This is a genomic window from Methanobrevibacter arboriphilus JCM 13429 = DSM 1125 (genome assembly GCF_002072215.1).
GTDB lineage: Archaea > Methanobacteriota > Methanobacteria > Methanobacteriales > Methanobacteriaceae > Methanobinarius > Methanobinarius arboriphilicus.
The window spans coordinates 1-14,523 of the sequence record NZ_JXMW01000010.1 but is presented as its reverse complement, the minus strand read 5'-3'; the positions used below and the strand labels follow the sequence as shown (position 1 = coordinate 14,523).

The following is a 14,523-nucleotide window of genomic DNA, read 5'->3' as shown; positions in this document are numbered from 1 at the left end:
TAAATCCTTTATAAATTCTAAAAAGAGATGCAGGTCTGAAAAATGGTATAATCTTGATGCAATCATAATTGTGGGGTATCTTGCAAACTTTTAAAAAGTAAAAGAGTTTAAAATAGGATTACTGATATTATAAAGCAATATATGGTGAAAGGTTTCGTTTTTTGGAAAACTTAATAAAGAAGAAATGAGCTTTAATCCGAACGATTCAACTAATAATAGAATCTTTATAATTAACTAGATGTAGTTATATACTTACAGAGAAAATAAGACAATGTTATTAAATATTGTTAAATTTTATGGCAGCACAATTGATTATGATTGTTTGGATGAAATGAAAAATAACAAATCAGATAAAGAAGACTGCGTTTTGGTTAATAATTCTTTATCAAAGAATTAAATTCCTAATGATGCTAGCGAAATAACATTAATTTTATCTTTTCGAGTGTAACTTATTCCAGTACCTGTAATTATATTTAGTGATTTTGGTGGTTTAACTTTTGTTTTGTCTAATCTTGAAACCATTTTATGAAGGTTTTTAGCAGCTTCTTCGATTTGTCCAGTTCCAAGCTTAATTTCAAAAGCAATCCAATCTCCATTATATTTTTGCACAATAGCATCCACTTCTAAACCATATGAGTCTTGATAATGATAAACTTTAGCATCATTTGCTTGTGCATAAACTCTAAGGTCATGTGTTACTAATGATTCAAATAAAAATCCTGTGAAATTAAGGTCATTGATTAAAGAGTCAAAATCAGCACCAAGTGCTGCCACTGAGAGACAAACATCTGTAAAATGACGTTTTGGTGTTTTACGTAATGATGCTGAGGAACGAATATGAGTATTCCATACAGGTTGTTCCTCAATAATCATCAAACGTTTTAATGCATCGAGATATTCATAAATAGTAGGGCGAGAAAGATCAGCATTTTCTTTTTTTTGAATATTTAATTCTAAAGTTTTAATATCTACTGTTGTTGAGGTGTTTCTGGCAATGGAACGTAGTAAGTTTTGAACTTTTACCGGGTCACGTTTCACATTCGAAACTCTACTTATATCTACTTCACAAAGCAAATCAATATATGCTCTATTCAAGTCAATTGATTGCCTTAATTTTTTACCTAATAATGTTGGAAATCCTCCTATGATTATTTTCTCAATAATAAATTCTAAGTCAGTTGGTTCATCTAAAACATCAATATCTTTTTTAGAATCAGAAAATAAAGTTTGCATACTGATTTTTCCTGATGAAAAACCTAATTCTTGCCATGTCAGTGTTCTCATATCAAGAGTGGTAAATCGTCCTGCTCCAGAATGCATTTTTATACTTTCTTCAGGATTTGCTGAACCAGTCAGAATAAATTGTGCTGACTGCCTCCTATTATCTACTTCGTGGCGAATGTAATTCCAAATTTTTGGTTGTTCTTGCCATTCATCAATTAATCGGGGTGTTTTGCCAATTAAAAGTCTTTTTGGTGAAGTTTCCATAAGTACAGGCACTTGTTCATCTTGATCAACATTTAATATACTTTTTGCAAATTGTTTTGCTGATTCTGTTTTTCCACAGGCTTTAGGGCCTCGTATAAGTACTGCTCCAGAGGCATCTAATTTCCTTTTAAGCTCTTTATCTGATATTCGATTTACATATTGCATAATTTTCATCTTACATATTTTAAGTATTTTATTTTACATATTTAAGGTTATTTATTTTACATATTTCAAGTGTTTTATTTTACATATTTAAGGTTATTTGTTTTACATATTTAAGGTTATTTATTTTACATATTTCAAGTGTTTTATTTTACACATTTAAGATTTTTGGTTTCATTAGTATATTAATATTTCGACTCAGATATCACAAAAAGTATGTTGTTTTTAGTAAATTTTATATTGTTTATTATATTCTTAATCCATACTATTTTCAGTGATTTTTATATTTTTTATTTCTATATGAAAAAGTATAAAAATATAAAGATACTATATATAAATATAAAAATGTATAAGAGTTATAAATAAAATTATGTGAATTGGTGATAGTTATTAAGTATTCTATTAGTGATATGGAATCTATTCTTGAAAAATTAAGAAATAATGAACATGTCATCATAACAGATTCAGAACATTTTCTTGATAACACAAAGAGAAAATATTGTGAATATGATACAGTTTATAACTTGATTAAAAATTATTTACCAGTTTATATGAAACTTTCCAAGAATAATAAATTTCTTGTATTTTATAATCATCCTGAATCTGATAAATATCATGTTAAAGTTGTGATATTTATTAAAAGTCTTGATGAGATTAGATTAGTAACTACTTTTCCAACTGAAAGAAGGAGAGGGAAATTCCATGATTAAAGAACCAATATTAGTAGATTATAAATATGATTCTACTGTTGATGCATTGTCTATAAAAGTTAAAAATTATGAACATGAAAGAAGTGTTGAACTATCTGATGATGTTATTATGGACTTTAACAAAGACAATGAGTTTATTGCGTTAGAAATACTTAATGCATCCTATGTGCTCGATGTTGATGAATCCAGCCTTGAAAACATTCGTGATATTAGTTTATCTGTTAAGGTAACTGATTATGTGATATTTGTTAATGCTATTTTCACTCTTCCAGTTAGTAATCATGAAGAAATCAAAGTAACTAATGCAAGCATTGCTAACGATATTAACATTCCTAAATGGGATGGTAATTTAGTAACAGCATAAAAACCCTTTTTCAATTCAACTTTAATTAAAGTCATTAAAACATATATTTTTTGGCTTTTGTTAATATTATTTATACTTAATTATTTTAAGACATATCAGCTAAAAATTAGTCATATATTAAGACATATTTTTTTCATTTTGAATATTTATGATATATACCTATCGTTTTTTCAACATAACTTTCAACATAGTTAGGTCATAAATTTTAGTAAATTTTATATTGTTTATTATTTTAACATATTTATGAGTTTGTGAATTTTTGTAAGTTCTAAAAATTGTTAAAAATAAAAAAATCATCTGGGAATTTAGTGTTTGTTTTTTCATATTCATGGGGGGTTTAGTGTAATCTGGCATCATCTGGGACTCCAGTTGTCTTTGAAGAAAAAAACGCGTAACTGACAGTATGATGATCAACATCGTATAGTATGATGATCAATTGGGGTACTGAGACATGAGAAATCCCATGATTTTGGTTCAAATCTCTTTGACTTTATTTATTTTATTTTTATCAAATTGTTAGAAAGGTATTTTAATATGATTTTATTTTACTCAATGAATATTGGCCTAATGGATTATATGGCTGATGAAATACTACAATAACATCTCAAATTTATACTAAAATTTTTTTTCATCATTATTCTAATTATTATTAATATCTATTTGATTTTATATAGTAGACTTTATAATGTTATAGTTTTATACATAGTTATTGAGTTTGTACTCTTGTTGATTGGATATAAAAATGCTTATATCGACATTAATAGGGTCAGTGAAACAGCCAATCTATAAAATACAAGTGCAAAGCTACTGATAACCATTTGTGGTAGGCAAGGTAGTCTGCGTAGATAAATACTGTATAAAACATAAAAATGGATTACTCTTAGCATTCTTGATTCATTATTATATCTTAAATATTACTTTTTTCATGATTTGTATTAAAAAGATTCTGTGTGTGATATTTTTTTGTATTTTGTGTATTTGTTAGGTTTTTAATGTATAGTGCTGTTATTTTTTGTGTGATTTTTGTGTTTTTTTTCTAAAGCAATTAAATCAACTTTTGATTTAGAAGATTTTAAAATAAATAATAAATCTTATGGTACAAAGATTGATTCTAAGAAAATTAAGAGATATTATCCTTTTTTATGTAAAAATTCAGCTTTATGGTATTTTTTAGATAGTGATTAGCTTTTTTTAGTGATTTGATTGTATAGAAGAAATATTTGAAGGATTTTTTAATATTTGTTTATAGGAAGATACATGATTAATATAGAAAGTTATAATAATTAAAAATACAGATGAGTGTATAGAATGAATATTAACTTAATGAAGTAAGTAAAGAATTTATTAATTAACAGATTTAGGAAAAGAAGTTTTAAAATATATTGAATAAATGTAATGTTGCATTTAATTAAAAAAACTTAGCAGAAAGAATAAGTTTGAATTATTCAAGTGAATTTTTGATTAAACTGATATTATCATTTAACATAACATGATTTGAGTGATATAATTGCTAAATGTAATGATATTAATATTTATTAATGGATTAATCTAAGAGAGATTTCAAATGGCATATGATGACTATATAAAAACATACAATATTTCAACTACCAGTCAACTTTTTGATATTATACAAGGAAAAGATAATTATCCGGATATAAGAGAAAATTACATTTTCAGAGGCCTCAAAAAGAGTTCTTATAATTTAATACCTAGCTCTTTGAGGCTAAATGATAAATCAAAAAATTTAATTGACGAATTTATTGATAATTCTTTTAATTTTTCTTTTGCTCCTGATGTAGGGCATGCATATGAATTAGGACTAATCGATTTTCCATTTCCATGTAAAAACTGTATTTTTCAGGCAGGTTATGCGTATAAATCTGGATTAATAGATGAAAAAACTTATTCAGATTACATGGGACACGGAATAATGTATATTACCAATTTTAGGGGTTTAAATTCTAATGACAGAAATTCAAAATATCCTTCTTTAAAAGAAATTCATAATATTTGGGAATTTAATTTTGAAAAGGAAATTCATGTCTTATTGAAATTCTTAAGTATTGCGGATAAATCAGGTTTAAAAGTTCCTGATAATATTAGACTTAGAAAACAAATCCACAGAAATTCAGATAATAGTATTAAAAATACAATATACGGCGATTTGTGGCCTCAGCAAGAATATTTTGAGATTATTTCTTTAGCACAACATTATGGGTTACCTACAAGAGCATTAGATTGGACTTATGATTATAAAGTTGCATTATATTTTGCGGCAATAGGATTGTTAGATGATAAGAATAAAGAAGATTGTATTTTATGGGCATTAAATTATAAAATTTTTGAAGATTTTAAATTAGGAATGTTTGAGGATGAAATATTTCCATTGCATTTTTATAGGCCAGAATACAATATAAATCCAAATTTAAATGCTCAAAGAGGTTTATTTACTATTTGGGAGGAGGTATATGGGCAAAAAGTAAATGAGATATCTATAGACAAAAAAATAGTAGACTTTCTTGATAATGGTAAGGTATTTATCCCTCTTATAGATTTCACATCAAATTTTAAGGACTTTATTAAAAAGAGAAATGAAAAAATATTTTATAAATTTATCATATCTAAAGAAATTAAAAGTGAAATATTGCAAGAATTATATAAGGAAGGATATTCAGAAGAAAATCTATTTCCAGGATATTCTGGAGCAGTATTATCAATTAAAAATAAAGCAAAATTAGATAAGAAAATTAAATGAATAAATTTTTCAAGTTTTACTATTTTTAGTTATATTCCTTATTAATACTAACGAAGAAGTAATAATATTTAAAAAATAATAGAATATATAAGATTATAAGTATAAAATAGAAGATTTTTTAATTAGCTAAGAAGATAAAGAATTTTTGAAAATCAAAGAAATGATGAATCAGGTGAAATATGATAATTGATTTAATTGAAAAAGAACTTCAAACAATAGATCAAGCAACATTCCAATCATTAATAAATAGCTTTCTTAGTTATAATAAAAAATATGAGTTTATTTCTGCCCCCGGTGGAGTTTTAGGTAAAAATAAAACGTCGAAAGGAATTCCTGATAGTTTTTTTTATGATTCAGAAAATGATAAATATATCTTTTGTGAAGTTACTACTCAAGATAAATTAAATAATAAAAAAATTTTCATGGATAAACTTAAAGATGACATTGTAGGCTGTTTTGATACAACTAAAACAACTATTGAAAATGAAAAAATATCTGAAGTTATTTTAGCATTTACAAGTAAATTAAGTCCTGATGAACATGATTCATTAATAAAAACATTGAAAAAATATAATCCTAATGCTAAATTAACTTTATATTCTATTCAAAAATTAGCAATTGAATTGCAAACATTTCCTTCTACTAGTGATTATATTCCCAGAATTAACTTATTTCAATGTATATCTACTTTTGATAATTTCGTTGAAAAAAGTAAAAAAGGATTTAGACCAGATTTGAAAAACCCTCTTATAAATTCTAATGGCTTAATTGAAGACATTTCAAATATTCTTTTAAAGAATGATATTATAGCATTGTATGGTAATCAAGGCACTGGTAAAACAAGAGTGTCATTAGAAATTGCAAAAGAATTTTCAATAAAAAATAATTATAAAGTTCTAATTGTTAATGGCTTTCAATATGACTTACAAGATAGTTTTTCAAAACTTATTTCCCAAGGCAATAGTTATCTTATAGTTTTTGACAATTTTGATGGGACTTTTAGGAATTTCGATTTATTAATACAATTTCTAGAGAACATTCCTAATACAAATATTAAGGTTATTTTATCTCTTAAAAGTCAATTTAAAGAAAAAATAAAACTAGATTTAATAGATTATTCACCAGAATTAGTTGAAATTGGGAAGATGGAAAGAGAAGATATTTGGAAAATGATTACTAGTTTATTAAAAGAAAAGAATCTCCATGTTAAAGACTTTGCATTAGATATTGTTCTTAAAATATCAGATGGCAATCCTGCACTTGCTTTAATGGCTATTTTGCCTATAATTGATAATGATGATGAATCTTTTTTAAGAAATCCTATAAAAATTTATGAAAATTATTTTGAGAATTATAAAAAAACTGTTTCTTTTTTAAATGAAAAAGATTCCTTGAAAACACTTGGAATATTATCATTTTTTGGATACTTAGATAAAAACAATGAAAATTTGTTAAATGTTTTAAAAAATGAATTTGATTTTGATTTGATAGATAATTGGAATATTATTGAAAAATTAAACAATCATGAAGTTGTTGAAATATGTGACAATGAAGTTGTTAGGCTTTCAGATTCAATTTTATCAACTTATGTTTTTTATAAAGCTTTTATAGATGAAAAATCCTCAGTAATTGATTATGATAGATGGATAGAATTATTCATTATAGATTATAATGATGAGATTTATAGTAAACTTGTGGATGTTTTGAATGCTTTTAATTTTGATGAAATTAAAGATAGAATAACTTTTCTCATTAATCCAGTTAAAAATAAGTTTGATAACAATTTTATTAAACTATTAAGTTTTTTTAAAGTTTTTAACATTTTTTATGAGGTTGATGTGCTTGATTTTATAAATAAATGGAGTGATAGTTTAGAACCTGAAGAATTTGATGTTGAGGAATTTGAAATTCCATCAATTCGTAATATTTATGAAAATACGGTTCATATTAAATTATTATCAGATTTATATAGGTCTAAGCCAAACATTGCTCATGATGCTTTAAATTTATCTTTTGATTTGATTTTTATACAACCTTCAAAAGCACCTGAGATTATTGAAGTGATTAATGATAAATTTTCTTTTAAAAGAATCGATAAAGAATATGATTTTGAGTTTCAAAATAGGTTCATCGATTTTTTATCTTCAAATAATTTAAATCTTGAAAAAAGAAAATTAGCAGAAAAATTGTTTCTATTTTTCATCCCTCAATTATTTGAATGGAATTTTACAGAAAATGAGATGATTTCAAAGAAAAGAATGCTATTACATAGATTTGAATTGTTTGAAACAGATTCCCTGCTCAAATTAAGAAAAAAAATATTGGAGAGACTATTTGAGTTGCATGATCTATATCCTACTTCTGTGGAAAATGTCTTTGAAGAATATATTAATAAATTTTATGAAGAAAAAAAAGAAGTTTATAATAAGGAACAGAAATTAGTGTATAATTTTTTCAAAAAATTCAATATTAATAAGTATAAACATTCACAGATTATTTATACATATACTAAAAAGCTGAATAAATTCAATATTGCAGAATCAGAAGATTTTGATTCTTTAATAAACTGGAATATGATTAACAAAGCGTTAATTTACTCATCATCTTTGAAAAATTTCAATGACCCTAGAAAAAAAGATTTTGAGATAAAAGAAGATATTTCTAAAGATTTGGTAAATAAAGATAATGTTTATGTTATGAATGTTATAGATTTCATGAATGAAATAGAAATTTCAAAACAGGAAAATTATTGCAATAAAAGTTATATAAGTCCATTATTTGAAGTTTTAGCAGAAAAAGATATTGATATTTTTATTGATGCTTTTAAACATTATCAGAGTAAAAATTATAGGTTTATAAATAATGGAAGTTTTATATCGACAATCATCAATAAAAAATTATTAGATGTTGAAAAATTTTATATTATTATAAATTATCCTGAGTATGAAGAAAAGCAATTTTTGAATGAAATATTTTTTGGAAGTGTTAATGAATCTGACATTAATAAAGATATTTTTTTAAAGTTTGTAAATTTTATTAATTCTTTAGATGGAGGGTTTCATTTTTTTAATCCTGATGACTATTTAAAATTTGATAAATGTTTTTTAAAGTTTAAGAAAGAAGTTCCTTTTGCAGGTAAAACATCTAATATAATACAATACATAACAAAAATCATAATTAATAGGCCAAATGATATAACTTTCAGGTTTAATTATGGATTTTGCCAAAAATATAATTACTTCTTTGAAGATAACTTTGAATTACTAAAAGATTTTTTTTATAAAGTTATAGAAAGAGATCCTAATTGGGATTATGATGGAAAAGAATTAGAATCACTGTGCACAATTAATCCACCATTTTTGAAACAGTATTTAAATGAACTTATTAATTCTGAAAAAATATCAGATCTTCGACGTGGACCTAAATTATCATTTATTTGGAATGGTAAGTTTTCTGAAAAGGATATTGATGAAATTATTAATTTATTAATAAATAAACGGAATTATTTTTCTAGTGTTGAGCATCCAATAACTATTCTTTTTAAAGGAACAACTATTGAGCATGATTATATCAATAATTTCATTAAAGTTAATAATAATTCTAAAAAACATATGCATGCTATTTTTAGTATGATTATTTATACTTTTGATGAGGAATGTTTCATGAAATTTTTAAAGAAATTTTTAATATTAAATAATGATATTGAAATCTTTAAGTGTATTTCATTAATGAAATCAGAAGCGAAATTCATTAGTTCGTTTTCTTCATTGGAAGAAGAAGGGGTTGTTAGTTATCAAAAAGTTTTGAGTATGGTTGAAGATTTGCCGAATATCTCAAATTTTTCAAAGCATATTTCTTATTTAAAAGATTTAATCAATCAAACTAAAAAAAATATTAATCTTCTTAAAAAAGATGAATTTAAAGATGATTTTTTCTAATTCATAAAATTTTGTTTGGTTTTATCAGATGATTTCATAGTATGCATTTTTTTTAAAAGCTTTAGCAATATTAATGATATATATTTAAAATTTTTAGATATTTATTTATCTAACAACAAAAAATCATCAAAATCAATAAACGGACTTGGAGGGTTTTGAACCTTTGATCTTTAGATTATAATTGTTAAGTTTTTTTAAATTTTAGTTTTATATTTTAGTTTGTCTGAATTATATTTTTTTTATAGTATGAAGTTAATTGTTAGAATATTATTAGTGTTTTTTTAGGTTATAGTGTGGTTGTTAGTTGATTATTTTTTTTTGTTTTTGTAGGTGGGTTTTTTTTGAAAGATTTTTGTGTTTTTTTTGTAGCTTGCTGTATGCATCCAGATAAACACCAGATGCGTATGTTCCTGTGATGTTATTGGCTTGGTTTATTGGTATTGTTATCGCTGGATGCAGACAGAGCAACACCATAGTCTGTTCCTGTGATATCGTTAGGCTTTGGTTATATGTGGTATTTTTGCTGCTGTATGCAGACAGAGCAACACCATAGCCTGATGTTCCTGTGAATTGTTGTGTAATCTTGGTTATATGTGGTATTGTTATCGCTGTATGCACCCAGATAAACACCATAGTCTGTTCCTGTGGATTGTTGTATTGTTTTGGTTTATATATGGCGTTGTTGCTGCTGTATGCAGACAAATAAACACCTCGTGATGTTCCTGTGATGTTGTTGAGCTATTTTTTTGGGGTTTTTTCTTTTTTTATTAGTTGTTTTTTATTGTTTGGGTGGTTTGTTGTTCTTTGTTTGGTGTTTTGGTTGTTTTGGTTGTTTTTTGTTTTTTTATTAGTTGTTTTTTGCTTTGTAGATGTTATATTGTTCTTTGTTTTAGTGCTTTGTTTTATTTTTATTCTTTTTTATTATTATTAATCGTTTTTGTTCTTTTGTAGTGCTTTATCTTTGTTTTAGTTTCTTTGAATATTTTTTTATTTTATATATGGTGGTGCTTGATAACAGCTATTTTGTTTTTGAGGATATTGTAATTTTATTTTTTTTATTTTCGTTTTTTATATTCTGTGTGTTTATGTTGTTTAGCTGTTATTTTTCAGATTTTCTTATTATTTTTTTTATTTTATATTGTTTGTTTTTTTATTTTTACTTAATTTTATTGTTTATTTAGCTTTATTATATTATTATAATAGTTTTATATTGTTTTAAAGCTTTTATATTTGTTATATTTTAGTTTATGGTTTTTTATTTATTTTTTTTAGTTGTTATTTTTTTATTTTGTTGTTTATTCTTGTTTTTGCGTTATTCTTGTTTTTGCTTCTTTTTTTCTTTTTTAAACAGCTATTCTACTATTTTCACGGGGGGGGGGGGGTAGCTATTGTTTTTTTATTTTGGTGGGAGTAAGGTTTTTATAGTAGTTTTTTATATTTATTATAAAAAGAACAAAGTGAGTGTTCATTTTTTGAGTTTTTTATGTTAAATATTATTTGAGGTGAGAATTTATATGTTTAAAAATAATAATTTTTTTATTTCATTTTTACTGGTATTAGCTGTTTTATTTTTGTTTAGTTTGTCTAGTGTTAGTGCAGGTACTTATGATTTGAATTCGTCTAATACTACTGGTGATTTTCAAAATATAATTAATAATGATGCTGGGGATGAGTTGATTATTAACTTGGATGATGATGGTAATTATACTCTGGGTCAGATTAATGTGACTCGTAATGCTACTATTCAAGGTAAAAATCGTAATGTTAATATTTCTGGGTCTGGTGTTTTGTTTAATATCACAGCACCTAATGTTAGAATTGTTAATTTAACTATTACTGGTTTTAATACTTCTATAGTAGCTAATAGTAGTGATTTAACAGTTACTGGTAATAATATTATTACAACGAATGTTAGTATTAATATTAGTAGTTCTGGTGGTGATTTAAAGGGCATAGTTATTGAGGATAATGTTATTGTTTCTTATATAAGTAATTCTAATTATGGTGCTGTTTTTGTTAATGTTCCAGATGATAGTTTTGCTCTTGTTGTTGTTTCTTTTGTTAATAATAAGATATATCTTAATGGCACTAGTAATTATCCTAGTGGTGTTCGTGTTAATGCTCGTGGTTCTAGTAGTAATTTGACTTTTACTGGAAACAACATCACAGGAACATATAGCATTTCTCTGTATGGTGTTTATCTGGATGCATACTACAGTAACTACAACAATATAACCTTCACTGACAACAATATCACAGGAACATCATCTGGATCACGGGGTGTTAATCTGGGTGCATACAGCAGCAACAACACCAATATAACCTTCACCAACAACAACATCACAGGAACATATGGTGTTTATTATATAAACGACAACAATAAATACAACAATATAACCTTCACTGACAACAACATCAAAGAATTTTATCTGTATGCACCCAACTGCGACTACAACAATATAACCTTCACTGACAACAACATCACAGGATTTTATCTGGATGCATACAGCGGCAACTACAACAATATAACCTTCACTGACAACAACATCACAGAATTATCTCCTATGGGGGTAAACTACAACAACAACCTCAATATAGCCTTCGCTAACAACAGAATCACAGGAGGAGAGGGTACTAAATTGAATGTATACGGCAGCAACTACATTAATATAACCTTCACTGACAACTTCCTCGTCGGAGGAGCATCATTAAATTATGCTTTTTATCTGAATGCAGGGACTGGCAGTAACTACCTTAATATAATCGTCACTAAGAACAACATTATAGGAGGTGGATCATCAGTAGGTGCTGCTCGTGTGGATGTAACCAACGGCAACTACACCAATTTAACCTTTACTGACAACATCATCACAGGAGGATCATTCGGTCCTGTTCATCTGATTGCATCCGAAACCAGCAACGCAAATATAAACTTCACTGACAACATCATCACAGGATTAATTGCTGTTAGTATTGATGCATACAACACCAACAACTTAAATATAACCTGCACTGACAACAACATCACAGGAACAGACTATGGTGTTAATCTGCTTGCATACAGCAACAACAACTTAAATATATCCTTCGTCAATAACAACATCACTAGTGCTGGTTATGGTGTGTATTCTGATTGTTATACAGATAATCTTAATGGTGTTAGTTTTTTGAATAATACTATTAATTCTACTGGTGGGGATGGTTTTTATTTCTGTTCTTATCATTATGAGTTTCCTGTTAGTAATATTACTGATTTTATTATTCGTGGTAATAATATCATTGCTCATGGTGTTGGTTTGAATTTTGCTGATCTTAAGGTTGGTTCTCGTGTTAATGTTACTGTTGAATATAATAGGATTATTGCTCCTGTGGGTGTGAAGATCACTAATTTTAATGATAATAGTAGTTTTAATTTTAATTGGTGGGGTGTTAATAATATAACTGGTAAAGTTTTGGGTGTTGATACTCTTAATCATTATATTTTGAATATTACTAATACTACTAGTTTGGATGGTGTTCATCCTGGTGGTAATGTTAGTTTTATGTTGTTAGTTTTGAATACTACGCTTAGTAATGATGGTGTTGAATTTTTACCTGATTTTGTTGTTAATGGAACTTTTAATGGTGATAAGTTTAATAGTAGTCGTGATGATGGTTTTGTTTATAATGCAACAGCTACAACTGGCACTCAAACTTTAGCTGCTACTTTAGATAATGTAAATGATAATGTAGTTTTTAATGTCCAATTAGCTACTAATTCTACTATTATTGTTAATCCAGATCCTGTGAGTATTGGTAATAATGTTACTATTTCTGGTCAGTTGGATAATTTTACTGGTATAGCTAGTGTTAATGTTACTATTGATGGGATTACTCAAAGTGTGAGTGTTAATGGTACTGGTGGTTGGAGTTTTAATTACACAACTAACAAAACAGGTAATATAACAGTTATTGTTAGTTTTAGTGGTAATGAGAATTTCACTGCTTTTAGTAATAGTACTAGTTTTGAAGTTTTAAGGAATAGTACTAATTCTAGTATAGTTGTTGTTCCTTCTAGTGTTAATATTGGTGAGAATGTTACTATTTTTGGTCAGTTGGATAATTTTACTGGTATAGCTGGTGTTAATGTTACTGTTGATGGGATTATTCAAAGTGTGAGTGTTAATGTTACTGGTGGTTGGAGTTTTAATTATATAACTAACAAAACAGGTAATATTACTGTTATTGTTAGTTTTAGTGGTAATGAGAATTATACTAGTTTTATTAATAGTACTAGTTTTGAAGTTTTGAGGAATAGTACTAATTCTAGTATAGTTGTTGTTCCTTCTGGTGTTAATATTGGTGAGAATGTTACTATTTTTGGTCAGTTGGATAATTTTACTGGTATAGCTGGTGTTAATGTAACTGTTGATGGGATTACTCAAAGTGTGAGTGTTAATGGTACTGGTGGGTGGAATTTAACCTATTTAACTAATCGTACAGGAATTATTGCTGTGGCTGTTAGTTATAATGGTGATTTTGATGGTAATTATATAAGTTTCACTAATACCACAAGCTTTAATGTGCTGAAGAATAATACTAATTCTAGTATTGTTGTTTCTGGTGATTTTAAAGTGGGTGGAAATCTTACTATTGGTGGTGTTTTGGCTGATGATGATGGTAATTTTATTGGTAATGTTTCTGTTGCTGTTTTTATTGGTGGTGAAGTTTTTAATGTGACTACTGATCGTGTTGGTGCTTGGAGCTTTGTTTATATTCCTGTTCATTATGGTGAGTTTTTTGTTTTGGTTAATTGGGCCGGTGATGATAATTTCACTGGTTTTGTTAATAGCTCTAGTTTTAATGTTACTAAGTTAGCTAGTAATTCTAGTATTGTTATTCCAGGTAATGTTAAAGTTAATGAGACTATTGTGATTAGTGGTGTTGTTTTTGATAAGAATAAAGGTTCTTTAGGTAATATTCAAATTACTGTTACTGTTGATGGTAAGAATTATCATTTAACTACTGATTCTAGTGGTTTTTGGAGTTTGAAATATAAACCAACTCATACAGGCAAGACTAGTGTTAAAGTGGTTTTTAATGGAAACAGTGATTATTTTTGGTTTT

9 protein-coding genes are annotated in these 14,523 nt (G+C 26.5%); 7 read left to right on the top strand and 2 right to left on the bottom strand.

What is annotated here, in order from left to right; translation table 11 throughout:
- The first annotated feature begins 271 nt into the window (after positions 1 to 271).
- The gene (locus MBBAR_RS10630; protein ID WP_263640836.1) at positions 272 to 397 is read left to right on the top strand and encodes a hypothetical protein; all 126 of its coding nucleotides are present in this window, start codon (positions 272 to 274) and stop codon (positions 395 to 397) included.
- Here MBBAR_RS10630 and MBBAR_RS05860 read toward each other — a convergent pair.
- Positions 394 to 1,653, bottom strand: a complete 1,260-nt coding sequence (locus MBBAR_RS05860; protein WP_158082543.1) for an ATP-binding protein — start codon at positions 1,651 to 1,653, stop codon at positions 394 to 396. The genes MBBAR_RS10630 and MBBAR_RS05860 overlap by 4 nt on opposite strands.
- 377 nt (positions 1,654 to 2,030) lie before the next feature.
- Between MBBAR_RS05860 and MBBAR_RS05855 the strand changes: the two genes are divergently transcribed.
- The 5 genes from MBBAR_RS05855 to MBBAR_RS05835 all read left to right on the top strand — a co-directional run bounded on the left by MBBAR_RS05855 (position 2,031) and on the right by MBBAR_RS05835 (position 9,417).
- On the top strand, positions 2,031 to 2,360 hold the full coding sequence (locus MBBAR_RS05855) for a hypothetical protein (protein ID WP_143746146.1): 330 nt from the start codon (positions 2,031 to 2,033) through the stop codon (positions 2,358 to 2,360).
- Positions 2,353 to 2,724, top strand: coding sequence for a DUF2283 domain-containing protein (locus MBBAR_RS05850; RefSeq protein ID WP_054834784.1), 372 nt, complete (start codon positions 2,353 to 2,355; stop codon positions 2,722 to 2,724). Before MBBAR_RS05855 ends, MBBAR_RS05850 begins: the two co-directional genes overlap by 8 nt.
- 1,023 nt (positions 2,725 to 3,747) lie before the next feature.
- Positions 3,748 to 3,909 carry a hypothetical protein gene (locus tag MBBAR_RS10260; RefSeq protein WP_158082542.1) on the top strand — a complete coding sequence of 54 codons (162 nt, stop codon included), beginning with the start codon at positions 3,748 to 3,750 and terminating at the stop codon, positions 3,907 to 3,909.
- Positions 3,910 to 4,288: 379 nt separating this feature from the next.
- Positions 4,289 to 5,479, top strand: a complete 1,191-nt coding sequence (locus MBBAR_RS05840; RefSeq protein ID WP_080460366.1) for an FRG domain-containing protein — start codon at positions 4,289 to 4,291, stop codon at positions 5,477 to 5,479.
- A gap of 179 nt (positions 5,480 to 5,658) precedes the next feature.
- On the top strand, positions 5,659 to 9,417 hold the full coding sequence (locus MBBAR_RS05835) for a hypothetical protein (RefSeq protein ID WP_080460365.1): 3,759 nt from the start codon (positions 5,659 to 5,661) through the stop codon (positions 9,415 to 9,417).
- A 300-nt stretch (positions 9,418 to 9,717) separates the two neighbouring features.
- Here the strand turns inward: MBBAR_RS05835 and MBBAR_RS05830 are convergent, their stop codons facing one another.
- Entirely contained in the window at positions 9,718 to 10,119 is a 402-nt protein-coding gene (locus tag MBBAR_RS05830; RefSeq protein WP_080460364.1) for a hypothetical protein, read from the bottom strand.
- Between the two features lie 812 nt (positions 10,120 to 10,931).
- On the opposite strand from MBBAR_RS05830, the gene MBBAR_RS05825 reads away from it, so the two are divergent.
- Positions 10,932 to 14,523 (top strand): beta strand repeat-containing protein (locus MBBAR_RS05825; protein ID WP_143746145.1); only part of this gene is annotated, 3,592 nt, incomplete at its 3' end.